We start from the raw sequence: 21,604 nt of genomic DNA on the forward strand, positions 1-21,604 counted from the left end.
CTTCTTTCTTGATTAAGAATGAAATGTACCAATAAAAAAGTTCAAGTTAAAATAACTTGAACTTTAGAGATCAGAATGCACTATTCAACTAGCAATATAAAACTTGAATATTATATTTTCTGTAAAATTGTAATAATCTCTCCACGTCATCTTTTATTGCTTCTAGTGGTATTACAATGGCTTGCATACTTGTAAAGTAGATATAAAAGTAATTCTTCGTTCCCTTTATTTCAACTATATCATCCCACTTTATTTCATGAACACTTGATTGTGTAATTTCTTTAATCCCATTCTCATCTACCTTTAGAGAATGTTCGCCGAATAATGATTGATCGTTCTTTTGCGTTAAATGCTTAATCATTTTGTTTTTTGATGAACGGTAGAAATACTTTGGAAAATAAATGAACCAAAGAATGGCTGCTATCGCAAAGGCAAGTAAATAACCAAAAAGCGGTTGTTTGAAAAGAAAGGAAATTAAAAATGGTATTACTAAATAGATTAAACTCACAGCAATTCGTTGATTAATTAACGACTTTTGAACAGTTTTTGAGTGTTTTAAATGATGTAAATTAAATTCAATATAATCATCCAAATTAATTTCATAATTAAGCTTCATACTTGACCTCCATTTTCGCAAAAATATTTTAATCACTAATATATTTTAACATTATAAAAAAACAGAAAATAAAGATATTTTATCTACTTATGTTAAGTTGACTTTTCAAGATTCATAGAATTAATTCTTTTATTAAAAATTCGTAATAATTCATTTCCAAAGTTCTAATTTTAGATTTTTGGCATAAAAATGGATGTCCTACCTGTAAATCAGACTTTTAGAAACGCAAATAAAATTGGAAAAGCTGCAATGAAAATTGGAGAATCGGAATTAAATTTATCAAAACTGCAATTAAAATCCTAATAATCGCAATTAAAATTTAAAAGTACCCATACCAGTAAAGGTATTACGTCCTAAAAAACAGACAAAAGCAGGTCGTTTCAAATAGAAAACTTGCAAATATACCCTCTATTTAAGAAAAGAACCTACAATAATAGCTAAAAAAGCTCGATTAGATCAACTGCAAATGAAAAACGCCGTTGAAATCCCCTCACACATAGCACCAGTAAACTTTCCAATAAAAAAAGGGACGCTCATATGTCAGTTAACCTGACTTTTGAGACAGCCCCAATCTAATTAAAACAAATCAATTATGCTCCATCATTAATGAAGCTATATTGCGCCATGTATAGCTTATAATAATGTCCTTTTAATGCTAATAACTCTTCATGTGTACCGCTTTCCTCGACATTTCCGTTTCCGATTACCATAATTCTGTCGCAGTCACGAATTGTTGATAATCGGTGGGCAATGACAAATGAAGTACGGCCTTCTAATAGCTTTTCAATTCCATTTTGGACAAGCTTCTCTGTATGTGTATCGATATTCGAAGTAGCTTCATCTAATATTAAAATTCTAGGATCAGCTAGTAGAGCACGAGCAAAAGAGATTAATTGTCTTTGACCTAATGAAAGTCTTGAGCCCCTCTCGTTTACATTCGTATCATACCCATTTTCCATTTTAATAATAAAGTCATGAGCATGGACTGCTTTGGCTGCAGCAATTACTTCTTCATCTGTAGCATTTAATTTACCGTATCGAATATTCTCCATAATCGATGTTGAGAATAGGAATGTATCTTGTAGCATAATTCCCATTTGACTTCTAAAAGATTCTAAATCTACTTTTTTAATATCGTTTCCATCTACTAAGATTTCACCTTTTAAAGGATCATAGAATCGACTTAAAAGTGAAACAATCGTCGTTTTCCCTGCTCCAGTTGCACCTACCAATGCGATTTTTTCACCAGGATTTATTGTGAAATTCACATTTTTTAAGACTGTAGAGTTTTCATCATAACCAAAAGTCACATTTCTAAATTGAACTTCACCATTAATTCGTCCAATTGGAGGTGCATTTTCTTCACTAATAATTTCTGGATCAATATCCATAATGTCAAAAATACGATCAGCTGCTGAGAAGTTTGATATTAATGTATTATAAAAGTTAGATAAGTTCATAATTGGACGCCAGAACATACCAATATACATTGAAAATGCGATTAATGTTCCGACTTCAATATCTTGACTCGTTACAAGCTTATATCCAACATAAAATACAATTACAGTACCAACACCCCATGAAAGCTCAACTAATGGCCAGAAGAAGTCATTCATTTTTACTGCTCTCATGAATGAGCCCATTAATTCAGAAACCTTTTCTTTGAAGTCTTTTTCTTTATCTTTTTCTTTCGCAAAAGATTGAACTACTTTTATTCCTGAAAAATCTTCATGTATAAAAGCAATTAAATTTGAACGTTTCTTTCTGTAATCATCCCATCTTTTACGTGCACGTGTTTCAATATAAAACATGGCAACTGCCAAAAATGGAAGAATTGATACTGATGCGATTGCAAGTTTAACATTTAAGATAAACATTACGACAGTAACGCAAACTAAGCTTAGTAATTCTGGAATTAATGTTTGAATACTTTGGTTGAATAAATTTTGGAGAGCACTAATATCCCCCATTACACGAGCCAAAATTTTTCCTACTGGTCGATTATCAAAAAACGTAAATGATAGTTTTTGAATATGTGTGTAAAGCTCATGACGAATATTGACTAAAATATTATTCGTAACGGAGCTGATCATCGTCCAACGTGTTTTTGAAGCAATCATTGCTAAGAAATTTAGTGCTAATAGTACAGCTCCAATCATTATGAGCCCTTTTACATCGTGATTTTTAATATTTGTATCAATTGCTACCTTTAGTAAATATGGGTTTAATATGCCAATTACCATTACAAATAACATTAAACAAATAACGGTAAATGTTTTTAATTTATATGGTTTTAAATAAGTGCCGAGCCTGAGAATAAGCTCGGTTTTACTCCGATTTAGTTGGTCTTCATCACGATTTATCGTATTTTGTGCCATTAGACCACCCCGCTTTCTACTGTTTCAAAATCTTTGAATTGTTCTTCGTAGACTTCAAAGTATCTTCCTTTTTTATCAAGTAATTGTTTATGATTTCCTTTTTCCACTATTTCTCCATTTTCAACAAATAAAATGACATCGGCATTTTTTACTGCTGAAATACGGTGTGCAATGATAAATGTTGTACTATGTGAGAAACGTTTATTTAAATTCTGTAATAATTCATACTCCGTTTCCATATCTAATGCAGAGGTTGCATCATCTAAAATTAGGATTGGCGCATTTCTTAATAGTGCGCGGGCAATTGATATACGTTGTTTTTGGCCGCCAGATAAACCAATTCCTCGTTCACCAATTTCCGTGTTGAATCCTTCTTCTAGCTCTTCAATAAAGTCTAGACAACAAGCAATACGGCAAGCCTCACGGATTTCATCCATTGTAGCTTCTGGGTTTCCTAGTTTAATATTATTTTCAATCGTATCTGAGAAAAGGAAAGTATCCTGAGAAACAAGAGACATATTTTGACGTAAAGATGTTAGATTGAAATCTTTAACATTAACGCCATCTACTAGAACTTCTCCTTCAGCCACGTCGTATGAGCGACCAATCAGATGAAGAATTGAAGATTTACCAGCACCTGTCGTTCCCATAATCGCTACTTTACTACCGCTAGGAATATATAGATTAATATCTTTTAAGACAATTTCATCATTGTATTTAAAGCTTACATTTTTATATTCCACTGAACCGTCAACAAGATTAGGTGTATATGCACCTTCTTTGTTTTCAATTGCAGTTTTACGATCTAAAATTTCAAAAATCTTCTTCGCAGAAGCTTGGTTTTTAGAAAGTACATCTGTTAACCAGCCTAACATTCTCATCGGCCAAATTAAGTTCCAAATATATCCACTAAATGCAACTAATTCACCTAGCGTCATACTATTTTTTAAAACGAAATATCCACCGATAATAATCATTGCAACAAGCGCAATATTTGTTAAAAATTCAATATTAGGAAAATATTTACGCATTGTTTTAGCTTGAGCCATATTTAAATCATAATATCCACGATTCATTTTCAAAAATTTCAAAGTCTCATGCTTTTCTCTAGCAAATGCTTTAACCAATCTTACACCCGCAATATTTTGTTGAGCTGTTGTATTAATTTCAGCTGTATGGTCACTTATTTTTCCGTAACCTTTATTAAGTAAGCGATTTAAACGCGTCCCCATATATCCAATTGGGATCATAATTGCTAAACAAATTAGTGCCAGCTTCCAATTAATTACAAATAAGATAACTGTACTGACAGTAAAATAAATAATATTTTCAACAAACAATCTTAGTCCAAACGCAATTGTTTGCCAGATATTTTCGACATCTTCATTAATTCTCGAAAGTAATTCACCCGTATTCATCGAGTCAAAATACTTAAATTCAAAACTTTGAATATGCTTGAACATATCATTTTTTATATCTTCATGTACCTCTGAACTTACTAAGTCATATAAATATTCTTTTACATAACCAAAAATTGATTTAATGATTGTGACACCTATAATACCTCCAATAACTGGTAGGACAACAGATGATTTTCCTTTTGTAATACCATCATCGATAAGAATCATTTGTAAATAAGGAATTAAATGATCCACACCTATTACTAAAACCATTGAAATTGAACCAATAATAAATGAAAACTTATGCCTAAAGACATATTTTAAAATTCGAGACAAATTTATACCTCCCTTGTATCAATTATCCTAACTCTACGCAACCCTCCACTTTTTTTGACAACAAAAAGACCATGGGAATATTTTCCATTCCCCATGGCCATAAAGAAACGTTTCGCCCAAAAACAAACATAAATGAAACGTTTATTTTTGGCACAAAAAAGCCATGGGTAATATAAACCCATGGCTAGATCGTCAATTGAAATCTAAATTTCAACGTGGTCCGTCCTGCGTAGAGATAGGGTTCATAATCATTATGAAATTTTGTGATGCTTCACAGTTTAATTTTCTTACAATCATCATGTTAACCTACCTCCTTCTTATTTGATATTCTTATCATATACGAGTGGACTTTAAAATGTCAAACTATTTTTAATAAATTAAATTATTTAATTTTACAAACAATTGCTTCATACGGTCTTAAGCTACTATTCACACCCGTTAAACTTGAATCTTTATAATTACTTAAAATTATACTTACTTCATCATAGCTATTACTATGACTAAATTTTGATTCCTCGTTTGTAAAGTTAGCTACAACTAAGAATTTTTCACCATTATACTGTCTTTCATATGCAAATACTTTTTCATCCTTTTCAGCAAGCATTTCAAAAGAACCATAAACAATTGCAGGATTTTCTTTTCGTAATTGAATTAACTGGCGATAATGATGAAAAATTGAATCTGGATCCTTTATTGATTGTTCAACATTTATTTTAGTAAAATTCGGATTTACTGTTAACCAAGGGTTTCCTTTTGTAAAACCTCCATGCTTTTCTTCATTCCATTGCATTGGAGTACGGGCATTGTCTCTACCTTTTGTATAAATCGATTCCATTATGTCTTCGTGCTTGTAGCCTTTTGAAAAACGGTCATTATACATATTTTTTGTTTCAATATCGTCATATTCATCAATGCTTTCAAATTGAATATTTGTCATTCCAATTTCTTCACCTTGATAAATATATGGTGTACCTTGCATTAAATGAAGGATTGTAGCGAGCATTTTCGCACTTTCAATACGATAATCTTTATCATTACCCCATCTAGAAACAATTCGTGGTAAATCATGATTGTTCCAGAACAAGCTATTCCAAGCCTTTCCATCAAGCTGAGTTTGCCACTTATTAAAAACTTCTTTCAGCTCTAACAAATTTAATGGCTTTAAATCCCATTTTTCTTTGCCTTCCTGTTGATCAAGACCGATATGCTCAAATTGAAAGACCATACTTAATTCATTTCGAACAGGATCCGAATAAAGCTTTGCAATTTCTGGAGTTGCTCCCCAAGTTTCACCAACAGTTAGCACATCGTGATTTCCAAAAGTCATTTTATTCATCTCTTGCAAGTATTCATGTAGCTTTGGACCATTTGCCGTAATCTCTTGATCAGGAATCTTTCCAATTAAATCAATTACATCCATTCGGAACCCACCAATTCCTTTATCAAGCCAAAAATTCATCATATTATATACTTCTTCGTGGACTTTTGGATTCTCCCAGTTTAAATCTGGCTGCCTTTTACTAAATAAATGCAAGAAGTATTGTCCAGTTTGTTCATCATATTCCCATGCACTGCCACTGAATACAGAAGGAAGATCATTTGGTTCACTTCCATTCACAGGATCTCTCCAAACATAATAGTCTCTATATGGATTATCTTTGCTTTTTCTAGATTCAATGAACCACGGATGCTCATCAGATGTATGGTTCACAACTAAATCCATTACGATTTTAATCCCTCGATTATTCGCTTCTGAAATTAATTCATCCATATCATTCATTGTCCCGAACTCTTCCATAATGTCACAATAATCACTAATATCGTAACCATTATCATCATTAGGAGATTTATATACAGGACTCAACCAAATAATATCTATTCCTAAAAGCTTTAAATAATCAAGCTTTTCGATTATTCCTTTTAAATCACCGATTCCATCTGCGTTGCTATCCATAAAACTTCTAGGATATATTTGATAAACTACACTATTATGCCACCATTTTTTCTCCATTTAAATTGCCCCCTAGATTATGTATAAATCTTAAAAACTAATAAAAATAATTGTGATTTCTTCAAATTACATCAATGTGGTACGTGAAATTCCAAATCATTCATACGCTTTTACTTAAATTGTGCAAACGTATGCATATTTTTGTTGGAAAACTGCCCTAGTTTTAAAAATCATTTATTCATCTATCCTATTTAACCGCTTACATTCTCTATTTTAACAAGATTGTTCGTTAATGCAAACATTTACATTTTTCATCATAGATTTCTAATCTACCGTAAACCAAATATCTGTCTTTGACTTAATTAAAACTCCAAAAGAATTACCGATCCATTTCCAGTTATCTAATAAATCTATTTTTTTCCTAATTTGAAATTTTTATTAGATAGGACAAGCGGTCCTTTCATACTATATAAAGCTATGTATTTTCTATATATTGTTGGGGGGAAAAATTTGTTAAAGCGCTGTTTTATTTTTTTCATAGTTCTACTTTTATTTTTGAGCACTTCTTTTGTTCAGTCTTTCGCCGCAGAAACAAAACCTGTTTCGCAATTTATCATTATTAATAAGTCGATTAATAGATTAGCTTTTTATGAGAATGGTAAATTGGTAAAAGTTTTTAAAGTGGCAACCGGTAAGAGTCAGGATTTAACTCCTGAAGGCAAGTTTAAAATCGTCGTTAAAATTGTTAATCGCCCTTATTATAAGGAGAATATTCCTGGTGGTGATCCGAGGAATCCGCTTGGTAATAGGTGGTTGGGTTTAAATGCTAGAGGGACATGGGGTACAACCTATGCAATCCACGGGAATAATAATCCAAGTTCTATTGGAACTTATGCTAGTCACGGCTGTGTACGAATGTATGATGAAGAAGTAGAATGGTTATTTAAACATGTACAAAAAAATACGACTGTTTTAATCACTTCATCAAACATGTCATTTCAAGACATCGCAGTTGCAAATCATTTATTTGATGATGATTCAGGAAGTGTTGTTGTAACAAAACCAACGGATATTCCTACTAGTTTACAACTTGGAAGTGTAGGCTCAGAGGTTGAATGGCTGCAGGATACATTAACAAAATTAGGTTACTCTATAAACGGGGTCGATGGCTACTTTGCTGAAGGCACAGATCAGGCAGTAAGAGCATTTCAACTAGATAATGGATTAACTAGTGATGGAGTAGTTGGTGCTGGTACAAAAAAATTATTATTAGACAAACTCCAAGAAAATAACCGTGAGTTAGTGTCGGCTTATTTTTATACATTTACATTAAAGAAAAATGTAAAAACGAATGGTGAGGATCGATTTGATAGTCGATTAAATGGGGTTCAAAAATTAAATTATTAATCTATTCGAGGGTGTCCAAAAGCCTAGCTTTTAATGGAACCCTTGTTTTTTTAATGAAAATAAGATGGACTGCAAATAAAATCTGATTTTCACAATTAAAGTTGACAAAACTGCAATTAAATCCCAGAGAATCGCAATTAAATTTAAAAATTACCTATACCAGTTAAGGTATTATGACCCAAATCTGATATAAGAGCAGATCTTTTCTAATGGAAAACTAGCAAATAAGCTCTAAAGAATAAAAATTCGAAAAAAATTTACTAAGTTTCTATCATAAAGCTCCATTTATCAACTTAAAATAAAAAACACTTTGAAATACCTCGTACAAGATACACTTTACCAAAAAAAGGGGCTTCCCGTGGACAGCCCCTTTTACATTATTACTTTGTTAAATATAAGTACAATAATTTCATCGTATTTTCCATCGCACTATAATGCGTTCTTTCCATACCATGAGAAGCATGAACACCTGGTCCAATTAGCGCGCCGCGAATATCTTGTCCTCCGCGTAAAGCAGCAACTGTATCAGAACCGTACATTGGATAGATATCTACTGCATAGCTAAGTTCATTTTCTTTTGCTAAGTTGACTAAATCAGTCGTCATATTGTAATCGTATGGTCCACCAGAGTCTTTTGCACAAATCGAGACATCGTATTCAGTACAGCTTAAATCATCTCCAATACAACCCATATCAACTGAAATTAATTCTGTAATATCAGATGGGATATAAGAAGAACCATGTCCAACTTCTTCATATGTTGAAATAAATAATTTTGTTGTATATGTAGGTACAATTTTTTCTCTTTTAAATAATTCAAGTAAGCCAATTAAACATGCCACACTTGCTTTATCATCAATAAATCTTGATTTGATAAATCCGCTTTCAGTAATTGTCGTTTTCGGGTCGAAGAAAATAAAATCTCCAGGGCTAATTCCAAGATTTAATACATCTTCTTTTGACTTAACACATTCATCAATACGAACTTCCATGTTTTCTGGGTCTCGTTTTTTTGTTTTACTATCTTCGAATACGTGAATTGATGGACTTGTAGATAAGAATGTACCTGTATATATTTTTCCCTCACGCGTTCTAATTTGACAATATTCACTATCAAGAGTTGGTACGATTGGCCCACCAATAATTGTAAATTTTAAAGTACCTTTACTTGTAATTGATCGAACCATTGCCCCTAATGTATCAACATGTGCTGATAATCCGATGACTTGCTCATTACTTTTACCAGGAATTGTGATCACACCACAACCTTTATTAGTCGTTTCAAAATCATATCCTAAACTATTTGTCCAAGATTGAATTAACTCCATAATTTCAAAGCAAAAACCACTTGGGCTATTAAACTCTAGTAATTGTTTAGCGGTTTGTATCACATATTCTTTGTCAATTTTAATATTCATAGCTTTTCCCCTTCGATTTTGAAATTTCCATGCAATTCTCAACGTATTTATCATACATTTATTTGTGTTTGTTATCAATAATTCATCATCCTGCCGTAACATGTTTGGCGTATTGCAATTTGATTATTCTCATATAAATGATGTATATCGTATATTAAATGAGGTGAAAATGTGTTTTTTTTCAAACCGATAACTAAAGAGGTTCGATTGTTTCAACTAAAATTCACTAAACAAAATAAAACCAAGAAATTTATATTAGCTTCTATTTTCGCTTGTATTGCTGCACTTTTTCAAGCTGCAGGTGGCCTATTGCCAGGTATAGGATTATTTTTAAGTCCACTCGCCACTGCACCCATTCTATTATGTTCGATGTTTTCCATTACAGATGGAGTAAAATCATATTTTCTAACAATTATGTTGTTAGTCATCTTACAGCCAACTGAACTGATTGTCTTTCCTTTTACAACAGGATTAATGGGACTTGGCTTAGGCTTAGCTTTTCACTTTTTTAAAAAGAGATTAACGATCATTGCGACCGGAGCGACTCTTTTAATGTTAGGTATTATGAGTCTATTATTTCTTTTCCACTTTCCAGTCTTAGGACCGGGATTTTCTGATTCCTTTTCAATCAATACTGTTCTAATAATTTTATTATTTACTTTCCTTTATTGCTGGTTATGGGTTGAAATTACTTTAATTATTTTTAAAAGATTGGCTCTACTAAAATAACGAATTACATAGAAAATATTAAAAATCCCTTCAGCGAAATCTGAAGGGATTCATTTTATTTTTGATTCGAATTAGCTGCCTGTTAGTCAAAAACCAAAACCACAAATCGCTTAGCTCTTATTTTATAAAATTTCTAATCTATGTACTCGATATCATTATTTTGACACCATGCGATCGCTAAGTCTTTATAGCGACTGTCACGATAACTATACCAATCCATTTCAATATTTAACTCTATAACTGCATCTTTAAATCTTCTAAAAGCGCCTTTTCCCTCGATTGTTATAAGTAATATGTTTTGTATTTTCTCATCTTTAACTGTTAAACAAAAGTCTTTTATCATTATATATTCATCAATTTCATATTTTGAAGGTAATTCCTTATAGTCCTCAAAATTTTCCATAATTTCATTTGCTATTTCTAAATTTTCTATCTGCCAATCTTGTAAATCATCATCTATAGGTTTTTCATCTTCAGCGTCAAAAAGATCCTCTTCAGCAACCGAAAAAACTTCACCAGTTCTTATCTTAATAAATGAACGATAACCATCAATTTGCATTTCCAATTCTTCAATAATATCTTTTATCTTTGCTTTATTTGTCATAAAGAATCACCTACTTATTTTTTATATTAGTCAATCAGTTGTGTTACTCCGATAATTATACTTGATAGTTCTATAAATGAATGCACTTTCCTTCTTAAAAAACTCACTAAAAGAAATTTGGAGCTTTAAAAATCTCCAATTAGATGTCATAAGCTGATCAAATTAATAATTATTATTTATACACTACATAAGTATTGGCTAATTTATCATGTAAGGCTGTTTTCCTATTTGAAAAAGCAATCATTATATAACCAATGAATAATATGAAACTGGAAACAACTTGAGCTAACCAACGGCTAATTGCCTCAAATACGGATAACTTACTTCCATCTTTATTGATTACTTTAATGCCAACAGTGACCTTTCCAATTGTCCCTTGCAATTTTGTAGCTGGCAAAAGCATTAAATAAATAATACCAATGAGATCAATGAGTAAGTTGTATGTAATATTTGTGTTAGTAAAGAATTTAAGAAGCAACGGACTTAGAATGAAACCTAATAAAATAATGATACAATAATCAATTATATGCGCGCATAATCTTATCCAAAATCCAGCAAATTTAAATTCCAACATTAACTCCCCTTATAAGTAAATAGTTTACTAGTTTACAATGAAATCTATTTTTAATATTAGAATCATTATACCGATATACTCATAATCTGTAACTTGGGTTAATTTGCCGTTTTCCTTTGAAATTCTGAGTTCTTCTACAACTAACTGTTTAATAATGCCTTCAAATCTTTCCCTCGATTTAATGCAGATCTAAAATCGTTAAAACATACTTTGCATTCTAAATTAGTGAATCTTGAATTCCATATTTCGACAATACAGTGTTTCTTTACTAATATATCGACATTCACACTTACATTACTGAATCATTATTGATATTTCACGACAATACATAAGTAAAAAAACTCTGAATATATTGTTGTTATGTTGTTTAAATTTATTGAGGTTAGGAGTGATTAAATAATTATGAAGCAACCATTGCGTGTTCTTATTTCCGGAGCGAGCATTGCAGGCCCAGCACTTGCTTACTGGCTTCATCGCTATGGTTTCGAGGTGACTGTAGTAGAAAGAGCTCCCGCGTTACGCCCAGGGGGATACGCTGTTGATATCCGTGGTGCTGCAATTTCTGTGCTAGAACGAATGGGTATTCTTGATCAAGTTCGTTCATTAGATACCCATATGACTGGAGTTTACTTCGTGAATGATAAAGGTAAAATTAAAGGTAAAATTAGTGAAGCAAGTTTAGGTAATCAGCAAGGAATGGATATTGAAATAATGCGTGAGAACCTTAGTAACATTTTGTTCGATTTGACTAAAGATAAAGTTACATATATTTTGGGCGATTCAATTACATCTATACATGAATCAATAACTGGGGTAGAAGTTCAATATATTAATGGGAAACCAGATACATTTGATCTAATAATAGGGGCTGATGGAATCCATTCCAACGTGCGTATGTTGAAATTTGGTGACGAAAATCAGTTTAAACATACTCTCGGTTGTTATATCTCGATTTTTGAATTCGAGAATTATCTTAAACTCGATCACTCTCAAATGCTTTATACGGTTCCAGGTAAAACTGTTGGAATGTGCAGTGCAAATGATAACAAAGAAGCAAAGGGCATGTTAGTGTTCCAATCCGAACCACTTAAGTACGACCGTTATAATAAGGAAGAACAAAAAAGTCTTATTAAAAATGCTTTTGAAGAACTTAAGGGCTGGGAAACACCCTACTTGCTCAAAAAATTGCTTAATGCTTCAGATTTTTATTTTGATGAAATTTGTCAAATTCACATGCCCACCTGGTCAGAAGGCCGAATTGCTTTAGTCGGTGATGCAGCTTATTGTCCGTCACCCCTTTCAGGTCAAGGTACTAGCCTAGCCCTTGTCGGAGCATATGTACTTGCAGGAGAACTGAAAGCTGCTAATGGTGATTACAACAAGTCCTTTGATTCCTATGAAAAAGAAATGAGAAATTTTGTTGAAAAAAATCAAAAAATAGGGCTTTTAACTGCTGGAGGAATGATTGAAAAATCAAACTTCAAAATTTTAATACGCAATGCAATGTTACGTTTTCCCATCTTAATGAATGGAATGTTTAAAATGATTACGAGAATGATAGCCAAAGCTGCCAACGAAATTGAACTGAAAGATTATTAAACTGTAAATCATAAGCTTAATTCAATAAAAACAATCAACGCTCAGAGTAAATTCTGAGCGTTGCTTCTTTTAATTAATATCAAAATTTTTCTGAAATACCCCTTATTTAATTAATCAAATTACATAAATAACAACGAGTTTATAATATGAAAAAATTTGAACAATTTAATATAAAGAAATATCTTCCTTAACTTTAAATTTAAGTTTCCCATCTTCATCAACAGATTTAATCGTAATTAATATATTTCCAGAATAACCACCTTCAAAATACCCAATAACTGATTCTGTATGTAATTTACCTTTATTGTCTTTATACTGTAGCACCAATGTACTCTCTCCAACATCCTTAGAGGGATTTATGTTTAGTTTATAGTCCTTATGTGAAGCAATTTCAGGTATCTTTATATCGGTTTTAAAATGATCATAGGTCAAATATATTCCCGTTATATCTCTATTTGTTTGGTTTTTTATTTTAATATCAAATCCACTTTGAAAAAGAAAATAACCTATTATCCCTACTATCCCCGTTATTAAAATCACTATTACTACTAAGATTTTTTTCATTCATATCCCCTATTGATTAAAATTAGAACTTTTTAACATTCCATTTCATTAAATTATAACATTCTTTTTTACAAACTTTCTCTCAGTATCGTGAACCTTTGGAAATCTATTACTATATTAATCCTTTTTCAGTAAGAATAATATTAAAGTTCTAAAAATAAATTTTACAGAGATTAAATAGATGAGGGGAAATTTTGAAAATAGTAAAAAGAGCAACCTTTATAGTATTCGGGAGGTCATTTTCAATTAAAGTGTCCTTTAATTGAGATAATCAACAATCGCTTGTTTTAATGAAAAAAATATAAAAATTGTTATTAGTTTCTCATGGACGAAATTGATACAAGAAACATAATCACACGGTTCTATTTTTCGTTTTTTTATAAACGAGAAAAAATTTTTTTAAGTCCATTTCCGCTTGAAAACCTTGCTATTTCAACGTTTTTCCAATTGGGACATTTCACGTCCACAGGGTGGGTAAAGTCCCTGGAGAAATCGTGATTCGAACGTGTTATAGTGGGTTTAGGAGGTGTTTCTAATGCAAATTTTAATCTGTAAAGAATGCGAAGAAACCATTGAGTACGCGGAGTATAAAAAAGTTGTGAAAATCTATTCAACTTGCGAAAACTGCAAAAACGAAGCAGCAACTACAACTGCAAAATAACATAGAACAAAAAAAGCTAATATTGTAATTTAGACCTTATTAAAAAAATACTTAATTTATAAAGGTTTAACAAAATATCAAAATATATTATTGAAAATGAAAAAAGGATCTTACAAAAGGATCCTTTCAGACTGTTGACAAACGCTCGCTTTCTTCGTTGCTTCGCCTGTCTGCGGTGCTCATTACCGTCAAAGGTAACTCCGCTCCTCACCAGGCTTCGCGCCTCGAAAGACAAGCGCTTGCAATCAGTCTGAAAATCATGTTATTTGTACTTTGTCTACACACTGAAAGGATCTTAAAAAGGATCCTTTTTTCTTTATTTGGTCTTAATTCCACATTCTAAGTTCACTAGTTAGAATCCTTAAACAAATTTAAAATAGGAAGTTCGGGTGGATTAATTTCTGATGGAAGTTCATCAAAACTAAAAAAGCTTAACTCGAGCACTTCGCTTTCTTCTTTCTCTAATTGACCTGTATATTCAGTACAAATATAAGTCGCAATTACATTATACACCTCATCACCATGAGGATATTTATAATAAAATTCTTTCCCAGAAAAAATATTAAAAAACTCAAGTTTTAATGCTGTTAGACCAGTTTCTTCTTTCAATTCTCTTTTAGCTACTTCTTCTAAATTTTCTCCCAACTCTAATGATCCACCAGGTAATCCCCAAGTCTTATTATCTTTTCTTAATTGCAATAATACCCTCTTTTGTGAATCTAATATAATAACATTTGCACCTGCCATTAAGATAGGTCGACTACCTACAACTTTTCTTAAATCCATAATATATCCCATTGATTTTCTCCCTAATATACGATGATTATGTTTAATCCTACTGTATCAAACAATTCCATTTTATTCCACTTGACAGACGTACACTCCAAAAAACTAGCTGCAAGTCTTAGAATATACTTATTTTCTTTATAGCTTATAACCAACAAAGTAGAATTAAAAAAGGAATATTTTACCAATTAAATTACATATATATACTCTAGTTGTTTTAAGTTTAAACAACAAAAGAAGTAACACTATATAAGGAAAAGATACAAGTGTTACTTCTTTTAATCAAAGATTTATTAAAAGGAGAAAAGTGAATGAGGTTGAATCATTTAAATTTATGTGTTGATGATTTATCAGAAGCTAGACAATTCTTTGAAACATTTTTTGATTTTAAATTTCTAGAACAAAAAGGAAAGGCTCTTATAGTGTTAAGTGATGAGCATGGATTTATTCTCGTGTTAAGTGATCCAAAGGCATTTAAGAGGCATATGGAAATTAAATACCCTGAAGCTTTTCATGTAGGTTTTTTAGTGGAAACGTCAAGTGAGGTCGATCAACAGTATGAACGCTTAATAGCTGGGGGCATCCAAATAGACAAGGAGCCTTATACCATGAGAGGGAATAGTTATGGCTTTTATTTCACAACGTTTAATAATTTATTGATTGAAGTTTCTTGCCTTGACGATCGAAATGGTAAAAAATTTCAAAACTCTAATGATTAACCTAGATACAAGCTCCTTCTCGAGGTCTAATAGTGATCTTGTATTTATGCATTTTTATCTCAATAAAACACAAGAACACTTAACAATTGGCAAACAGTCTTTTAAGTTATACAAGGCTCATCAATTATCTGCTTTTTAAAACAACCACCGGAGTGAATAATTACCTCCGTGGTTGTTTATTTACTCGTATTAGACTACTTAACTAAAAGTCACAGTACAATTTCAAAAATCGTACCCATGTTTAAATCAGTCACTTTCATAGAACCATAAACCGCTAAATAGATTTTTGTTTGATTTAAATTCGTTCCCAAACCTACATAATAGGCCACTTGAGATCCAAAGTCATAATCTGTTTGTATAACACTGAAATCACTTTGTTTACCATCTGTTCTTAATTTCGTATAAGCCAAAACTCCTTTAACCTGTGCTTGAGATCCCTTTTGTACCAAATCGGTAAACACAGCGCTACCAGTTAAACTAGGAATTTCATTTCCCATGTATAACTGGACTCCTGTAAGTGCAGTTCCTTCAAATTTATCTGATCTTGGATCTTTATGAAAATAACTAGTTAAAGGTTGAAGACGGCTCGCTGAAAGTGTAACTGATTGATCGTAATACGCTATTGTTTTCTCATCCACATCTGAATTTTCGGTGCATCCTTTTATTGTCGAAGTAGGAAAAGCACCTTCCCAACCTCTCCAGCCGAAGTTAATAAATCCTTCCATCTCAGATTCAGAATTCATATGGATTAATTGAGTGACCGGAATTGGTTTATAATGAACAAATGAAAAAAGCGACTCGACCAAATCTTGACCAACATTTCCAATATATTTAATATATTGATTATAATATCTTTGATATGAAATACCTGTTATATTACGAACCCCTTTAGCTATTACCGTGAGAGTTTCTTGAATACTTGTTGGAAGTTCATTAAAACGAGTCACAATAGGTGGATTATTGCCGTTTATGTTTTTATCTACATCAATTTCAATTATTTTACCCGCAATTTCCAAATTATCTTGGCTTAAGTTAAACGGATCATAGCCTGATCCACCATCTCCTGTTGTTAAAACCAGTTTACTTGTTTCGGGTGAAAAATTTAAGGTGTTAAGCCCATTATGATTCAAGAATGGTCTTCTGATATTCAATAATGTACGCCGTTTTTGAGGCTGACCATTTGATTGTAGAATCCATTCTTCAACTGTATCAATATGGTTATATTGAGTTTCCCTATTTAGCCATTTCAAATTTAATGTTTTGGGATCACATGGATTAGGTTTAAAAGGGGCAGAAAGAGCACTTGGCCCTTGTGAACCAGCTACCGAATAATGAAGATAAAACAACCCATTATGATAAAAATTAGGATGAAATGCTAGTCCAAGCAATCCGCGTTCATCATAGCCCCCAGACTCACCTAATTTTAATACCCGAGGGCGAATATCTAAAAAAGTCCTGATTTCTCCATTTCCTATGTAAAAAATCTCTCCTACCTGTGTTGCAATAAATAATCTTTCAACTGAATCACCTGGAAGAATAGTTGTTTTCAAAACGGTTGGTAAATTAATCTTACTAACAACGGGGCGTAAATTAACTTTAACTTTAACTTTAAACAATTAACACTACACCTCCTTCATATTATTTTTCTTCTATAAAATTATGATTAGAATAGTTCTATTAGTACCGAAATTCATTTCTAAGAGAACGATGGAAAATTTATAATGATTCAAATAGAATGATAGTTTCTTTTAGTCTTTATTGTTAAAATAAGGGGCATATACTTGTACATATATTTTCACTGTCTTTTAATAGAAAGGAAGAAGTAACATTGATCACTGCAATATTTATTTTTTTATTAGCCGGCTTAGCTGAAATTGGCGGAGGGTACCTTATATGGTTATGGCTAAGAGAAGGTCAATCAGCTTATTTAGGATTAATCGGAGGGATTATTTTGGCAGTTTATGGTGTCATTGCAACGTTCCAAATTTCCCCATCCTTTGGTAGAGTTTATGCAGCCTATGGAGGCGTATTTATCGTTCTCTCAATCTTATGGGGATGGGGTGTTGATAAAAAATCACCTGATTTATATGATTGGATCGGTGCAGCAATCTGTTTAATTGGTGTATCTGTCATTTTATGGGCACCTCGCAATTAATCCCCCCTGCTTAATGATGTCAAACAGCAAATCGACTATTTAGTCGATTTTTTTAAACGATTTTGAAGGATAGTACAATAAGAAATTGAACTATTTAATTAAGAGAATTAATGTTTTTATGATAAAGGAGGGAAAAAATTGTCATTACAAGTAGGCGATATTATTACATTCGAACGAACTTTTACTTTAGAAGATGTTGAATTGTTTACGAAGGTTTCTGGTGATGCAGGCGCTCATCATATCACTCCTGATGAACAAGGACGACTTGTCATTCAAGGTTTGTTAACTGCAACTTTACCAACTAAAATAGGTGGAGATCACAACGTACTAGCACGAACGGTAAATTTCGAATTTTTAAGACCAGTTTACTCAGGAGATACAATAACCTGTGAAGTTACAATCGAGAAATTTGAAAAACAGGATAATAGAATATCGATCATGTCATCCTTCTTATGTGCAAATCAGAAGAATAAACAAGTATTACGTGGAAACTTTGCAGGAGTAATATTATAACCTTATATTAAAAAGGATGTCCGCTTCCTATGGGAAATTATTAGCCTAAAGAAAAATCGCTTGGCTAACACAACTAGGAAGCTAAATCTCTCTCCTTGAAAACGAGCATCCTGCAGTGGAAATTTACATATTTTTTCATAAAATTAGATCGTTATTGTAATAATACAATCTATTAATTTTGATATAAAGACTGTATAGCCAAATGTTCTAAATCTTTTTTTACATATATATCATATTGTGTATTCTCATTAAATCTCCTACCATTAAAATTCATCGGTAATTTCGTCTTATACTCAATTCCATTCTTCTTCAATTTACCAATAATGATAAAATAGTTTTGATATCCATACGTAGTATAGATTAACTTCCACTTCCGGTTTAAATATAATTGAATGAAACTATACAGTACTATAATGATAAATACATAAATTGATAGATCTAACATATTTAGTCCCTCCAATTTATACTTTTTATTTAACATATTAAAAAGCTACTAGTTTTTATGTATGGATTTTAGAAAATTATTATTTTAATATATTCTTTCTATTTAAATAAAAACACTCCAGCAAATTAATACTGGAGTGTAAAAGTTATTAAAAGAATCCTAGTTTACTCGGTGAATAACTAACTAGCAAATTCTTTGTATTTTGATAGTGATCCAACATCATTTTATGCGTTTCACGACCTACTCCTGAATTTTTATACCCACCAAAGGCTGCATGTGCAGGATATGCGTGATAGCAGTTTACCCAAACTCGACCTGCTTCGATGTTGCGTCCGAATCGATAAGCAGTATCCATATCACGAGTCCATACACCCGCTCCTAATCCATATAATGTATCATTTGCGATTTCCAATGCCTCTTCTTTTGTTTTAAATGTAGTAACCGAAACAACAGGACCAAAAATTTCTTCTTGGAATACTCTCATTTTATTGTTCCCTTTAAAAATGGTAGGGTTTACATAAAAACCATCTTTTAATTCTCCATCAAGAACATTACGACTACCACCAACTAAAACTTCTGCACCTTCATTCTTCCCAATTTCAAAATAAGATAAAATCTTATTCAATTGCTCATGCGACGCTTGAGAACCGATCATTGTTTGAGGATCTAATGGATTTCCTTGTTTAATCGCTTTAACACGTTTTACTGCTCTATCCATAAATTCCTCATAAATAGATTCATGAATAAGGGCTCTTGAAGGACATGTACATACTTCTCCTTGATTTAAAGCAAACATCGTAAAGCCTTCAAGTGCTTTATCAAAAAACTCTTCATTGTCTACTACATCTTCAAAGAATATATTAGGAGATTTACCACCTAATTCTAATGTAACAGGAATTAAATTCTTTGAAGCATATTCCATAATTAGTCGCCCAGTTGAAGTTTCACCAGTAAATGCAATTTTCGCAATACGATCACTTGAAGCTAAAGGTTTACCTGCTTCAAGTCCAAATCCGTTTACTACGTTAACAACTCCAGGAGGCAATAAATCTTGAATTAGTTCCATTAAAACTAATACTGAAGTTGGGGTTTGCTCAGCCGGTTTTAGAACAACACAATTCCCTGCAGCAAGGGCTGGAGCAAGCTTCCATACAGCCATTAATATTGGGAAGTTCCACGGAATTATCTGGCCGACAACCCCTAATGGCTCTTTATAATGATATGCAACTGTATCACCATCAAGTTCACCGAGTGATCCTTCTTGCGACCTGATACATCCTGCAAAATAACGGAAATGGTCTATTGCTAAAGGAATATCTGCAGCTAACGTTTCACGAACAGGTTTACCATTTTCCCAAGTTTCAGCGACAGCAAGATATTCTTTATTTGCTTCCATACGATCAGCAATCTTATGTAAAATATTTGCCCTCTCAGTTACTGACATTCTCCCCCATTTACCTTTTGCACCGTGAGCTGCATCGAGTGCTTTTTCAATATCTTCTGAAGTCGATCTAGCCACCTCACAAAAGACTTGTCCAGTTACAGGCGATACATTTCCAAAATACCGTTCTCTTACTGGTCTTACCCATTCCCCACCAATAAAATTGTCATAACGATTTTTAAACGTAATTAATGAACCAGATTTTCCAGGTGTTGCAAATACCATAATAATTCCCCCTTAATAGCTTGTCTCTTTATAAACCTATGAAAGTGTGGATATCACTATGACTAATAATAGATAATTTGTTTAATAGAAATTTTTTGATTCAAAACTCATTATTAGGTAGAATGATAGAAGTGAAAAAAATCTGTTAGAAAATGAGGGGTAACTGTGCGTAAAAACTTCGTAGATATTTTATATCTCCTTGTTGGATCAGCTATATTTGCAGTCGGTGTTAACTTCTTTGCCATACCGAATAAATTAGCTGAGGGTGGCTTTACCGGCATTACGATGATTACTTATTATCTATTTAACTGGTCACCTGATGTCGTATATTTTGTTTTAAATGCTTCCTTGTTAATAATTGGATACAAATATTTAAAGAAACAACTAATAATTTATACAGTTATTTCCATCGTAGCGATTTCATTTTTCTTACGTATTACGGACGGTTACGGCGTACCAACAAGCGAAACTTTATTAGGTACTATTTTTGCTGGTGTTTTAATTGGTCTGGGTTTAGGAATTGTCTTTCGTGCGGGTGGTACAACAGGTGGTTCTACCGTTCTTGCTCAAATGGTACATCAATCCTTTGGGTGGAGTATTAGTAAATCTTTACTTTTATTTGATCTCATTGTCGTTTTAGGTGGTTATTTTGTCATCGGCTTTGAGAAAACATTATATACTGTAATTTCTATTTATATCGGTATTAAAGTTTTAGATTTTATTATGGAAGGATTAAATCCTAAAAAAGCGATTACGATTATTTCCGATCAAGCAAATGAAATTGCACAAATCGTATCAAATGAAATGAATCGAGGCGTAACGATTTATCCTGCAAAAGGCCACTTCTCTGGCCTAAGAAAAGAGTCCTTATACATTATTCTTAATAATAAAGAATTATTTGAACTTAAAAAAATAATTCACACAATTGATCCAAAAGCATTCGTCGTTATACATGATGTAAATGATGTACTAAAAGCAGGATAAATAGTTAAGTACAACTCGGATCTATAATAAAAAACAAATCACCATAAGTAATCCAACTTAAGTGATTTGTTTTTTATTTTCTCTTGTATTAAGTTCTTA

20 protein-coding genes are annotated in these 21,604 nt (G+C 32.2%); 8 read left to right on the forward strand and 12 right to left on the reverse strand.

The annotated features are described in order from the left end of the window. Positions 1–88: 88 nt before the first annotated feature. The 4 genes from CN946_RS13590 to CN946_RS13605 form a co-directional block, all read right to left on the reverse strand. Positions 89–616 (reverse strand): YcxB family protein, encoded by a 528-nt coding sequence (locus CN946_RS13590; protein ID WP_098861616.1) that lies wholly within the window; start codon positions 614–616, stop codon positions 89–91. Between the two features lie 590 nt (positions 617–1,206). Beyond that, positions 1,207–2,994 carry an ABC transporter ATP-binding protein gene (locus tag CN946_RS13595; protein WP_098861618.1) on the reverse strand — a complete coding sequence of 596 codons (1,788 nt, stop codon included), beginning with the start codon at positions 2,992–2,994 and terminating at the stop codon, positions 1,207–1,209. Then, entirely contained in the window at positions 2,994–4,730 is a 1,737-nt protein-coding gene (locus tag CN946_RS13600) for an ABC transporter ATP-binding protein (protein WP_098861620.1), read from the reverse strand. The genes CN946_RS13595 and CN946_RS13600 overlap by 1 nt, the downstream gene beginning before the upstream one ends. Positions 4,731–5,112: 382 nt before the next feature. Then, positions 5,113–6,741 carry a glycoside hydrolase family 13 protein gene (locus CN946_RS13605; protein ID WP_098861622.1) on the reverse strand — a complete coding sequence of 543 codons (1,629 nt, stop codon included), beginning with the start codon at positions 6,739–6,741 and terminating at the stop codon, positions 5,113–5,115. A 450-nt stretch (positions 6,742–7,191) separates the two neighbouring features. On the opposite strand from CN946_RS13605, the gene CN946_RS13610 reads away from it, so the two are divergent. Then, on the forward strand, positions 7,192–8,088 hold the full coding sequence (locus CN946_RS13610; protein WP_286133929.1) for a L,D-transpeptidase family protein: 897 nt from the start codon (positions 7,192–7,194) through the stop codon (positions 8,086–8,088). A gap of 380 nt (positions 8,089–8,468) precedes the next feature. On the opposite strand, the gene CN946_RS13615 is transcribed toward CN946_RS13610, so the two are convergent. Then, a complete protein-coding gene (locus tag CN946_RS13615) occupies positions 8,469–9,506 on the reverse strand; it encodes a M42 family metallopeptidase (RefSeq protein ID WP_097978693.1) in 1,038 nt (345 codons plus the stop codon). 207 nt (positions 9,507–9,713) lie between these two features. On the opposite strand from CN946_RS13615, the gene CN946_RS13620 reads away from it, so the two are divergent. Further along, entirely contained in the window at positions 9,714–10,235 is a 522-nt protein-coding gene (locus CN946_RS13620; protein WP_353616199.1) for a hypothetical protein, read from the forward strand. A 133-nt stretch (positions 10,236–10,368) separates the two neighbouring features. Here the strand turns inward: CN946_RS13620 and CN946_RS13625 are convergent, their stop codons facing one another. Both CN946_RS13625 and CN946_RS13630 read right to left on the reverse strand, forming a co-directional pair. Continuing rightward, positions 10,369–10,839, reverse strand: a complete 471-nt coding sequence (locus CN946_RS13625; protein ID WP_098861626.1) for a UPF0158 family protein — start codon at positions 10,837–10,839, stop codon at positions 10,369–10,371. A 172-nt stretch (positions 10,840–11,011) separates the two neighbouring features. Further along, on the reverse strand, positions 11,012–11,410 hold the full coding sequence (locus CN946_RS13630; RefSeq protein WP_176547325.1) for an RDD family protein: 399 nt from the start codon (positions 11,408–11,410) through the stop codon (positions 11,012–11,014). A gap of 405 nt (positions 11,411–11,815) precedes the next feature. Between CN946_RS13630 and CN946_RS13635 the strand changes: the two genes are divergently transcribed. Next, the gene (locus tag CN946_RS13635; protein WP_098861629.1) at positions 11,816–13,012 is read left to right on the forward strand and encodes an FAD-dependent monooxygenase; all 1,197 of its coding nucleotides are present in this window, start codon (positions 11,816–11,818) and stop codon (positions 13,010–13,012) included. Positions 13,013–13,177: 165 nt separating this feature from the next. Here the strand turns inward: CN946_RS13635 and CN946_RS13640 are convergent, their stop codons facing one another. Beyond that, entirely contained in the window at positions 13,178–13,576 is a 399-nt protein-coding gene (locus CN946_RS13640) for a hypothetical protein (protein ID WP_098861630.1), read from the reverse strand. 535 nt (positions 13,577–14,111) lie between these two features. Between CN946_RS13640 and CN946_RS13645 the strand changes: the two genes are divergently transcribed. After that, positions 14,112–14,237: a GapA-binding peptide SR1P gene (locus tag CN946_RS13645; RefSeq protein WP_098861631.1), complete on the forward strand. Its 126-nt coding sequence runs from the start codon at positions 14,112–14,114 to the stop codon at positions 14,235–14,237. A gap of 348 nt (positions 14,238–14,585) precedes the next feature. Here the strand turns inward: CN946_RS13645 and CN946_RS13650 are convergent, their stop codons facing one another. Next, on the reverse strand, positions 14,586–15,035 hold the full coding sequence (locus CN946_RS13650) for an NUDIX hydrolase (RefSeq protein ID WP_098861632.1): 450 nt from the start codon (positions 15,033–15,035) through the stop codon (positions 14,586–14,588). Positions 15,036–15,334: 299 nt separating this feature from the next. Here CN946_RS13650 and CN946_RS13655 point away from each other — a divergent pair, with 299 nt between their 5' ends. Next, on the forward strand, positions 15,335–15,742 hold the full coding sequence (locus CN946_RS13655; RefSeq protein ID WP_098861633.1) for a VOC family protein: 408 nt from the start codon (positions 15,335–15,337) through the stop codon (positions 15,740–15,742). A gap of 209 nt (positions 15,743–15,951) precedes the next feature. On the opposite strand, the gene CN946_RS13660 is transcribed toward CN946_RS13655, so the two are convergent. After that, the gene (locus CN946_RS13660; RefSeq protein WP_098861634.1) at positions 15,952–17,358 is read right to left on the reverse strand and encodes a PQQ-dependent sugar dehydrogenase; all 1,407 of its coding nucleotides are present in this window, start codon (positions 17,356–17,358) and stop codon (positions 15,952–15,954) included. 212 nt (positions 17,359–17,570) lie between these two features. Here CN946_RS13660 and CN946_RS13665 point away from each other — a divergent pair, with 212 nt between their 5' ends. Next, positions 17,571–17,897, forward strand: a complete 327-nt coding sequence (locus CN946_RS13665; protein WP_098428713.1) for a YnfA family protein — start codon at positions 17,571–17,573, stop codon at positions 17,895–17,897. A 138-nt stretch (positions 17,898–18,035) separates the two neighbouring features. Continuing rightward, on the forward strand, positions 18,036–18,410 hold the full coding sequence (locus CN946_RS13670) for a hotdog domain-containing protein (RefSeq protein ID WP_098861636.1): 375 nt from the start codon (positions 18,036–18,038) through the stop codon (positions 18,408–18,410). Positions 18,411–18,582: 172 nt separating this feature from the next. On the opposite strand, the gene CN946_RS13675 is transcribed toward CN946_RS13670, so the two are convergent. Both CN946_RS13675 and adh read right to left on the reverse strand, forming a co-directional pair. Then, on the reverse strand, positions 18,583–18,855 hold the full coding sequence (locus CN946_RS13675) for a hypothetical protein (RefSeq protein ID WP_098861638.1): 273 nt from the start codon (positions 18,853–18,855) through the stop codon (positions 18,583–18,585). Positions 18,856–19,003: 148 nt separating this feature from the next. Continuing rightward, positions 19,004–20,521, reverse strand: coding sequence for an aldehyde dehydrogenase (gene adh / locus CN946_RS13680; RefSeq protein ID WP_098861640.1), 1,518 nt, complete (start codon positions 20,519–20,521; stop codon positions 19,004–19,006). A 165-nt stretch (positions 20,522–20,686) separates the two neighbouring features. On the opposite strand from adh, the gene CN946_RS13685 reads away from it, so the two are divergent. Continuing rightward, on the forward strand, positions 20,687–21,505 hold the full coding sequence (locus CN946_RS13685; RefSeq protein WP_097978678.1) for a YitT family protein: 819 nt from the start codon (positions 20,687–20,689) through the stop codon (positions 21,503–21,505). The last annotated feature ends 99 nt before the right edge of the window (positions 21,506–21,604 follow it).

This window comes from Bacillus sp. AFS053548 (assembly GCF_002575105.1).
Lineage (GTDB): Bacteria > Bacillota > Bacilli > Bacillales > Bacillaceae_G > Gottfriedia.

Bases quoted from the DNA above. Each gene is read 5' to 3' on its own strand.
- CN946_RS13590 (WP_098861616.1), bottom strand. From the start codon at position 616: ATGAAGCTTAATTATGAAATTAATTTGGATGATTATATTGAATTTAAT.
- CN946_RS13595 (WP_098861618.1), bottom strand. From the start codon at position 2,994: ATGGCACAAAATACGATAAATCGTGATGAAGACCAACTAAATCGGAGT.
- CN946_RS13605 (WP_098861622.1), bottom strand. From the start codon at position 6,741: ATGGAGAAAAAATGGTGGCATAATAGTGTAGTTTATCAAATATATCCT.
- CN946_RS13615 (WP_097978693.1), bottom strand. From the start codon at position 9,506: ATGAATATTAAAATTGACAAAGAATATGTGATACAAACCGCTAAACAA.
- CN946_RS13625 (WP_098861626.1), bottom strand. From the start codon at position 10,839: ATGACAAATAAAGCAAAGATAAAAGATATTATTGAAGAATTGGAAATG.
- CN946_RS13635 (WP_098861629.1), top strand. From the start codon at position 11,816: ATGAAGCAACCATTGCGTGTTCTTATTTCCGGAGCGAGCATTGCAGGC.
- CN946_RS13640 (WP_098861630.1), bottom strand. From the start codon at position 13,576: ATGAAAAAAATCTTAGTAGTAATAGTGATTTTAATAACGGGGATAGTA.
- CN946_RS13645 (WP_098861631.1), top strand. From the start codon at position 14,112: ATGCAAATTTTAATCTGTAAAGAATGCGAAGAAACCATTGAGTACGCG.
- CN946_RS13650 (WP_098861632.1), bottom strand. From the start codon at position 15,035: ATGGGATATATTATGGATTTAAGAAAAGTTGTAGGTAGTCGACCTATC.
- CN946_RS13655 (WP_098861633.1), top strand. From the start codon at position 15,335: ATGAGGTTGAATCATTTAAATTTATGTGTTGATGATTTATCAGAAGCT.
- CN946_RS13675 (WP_098861638.1), bottom strand. From the start codon at position 18,855: ATGTTAGATCTATCAATTTATGTATTTATCATTATAGTACTGTATAGT.
- adh (WP_098861640.1), bottom strand. From the start codon at position 20,521: ATGGTATTTGCAACACCTGGAAAATCTGGTTCATTAATTACGTTTAAA.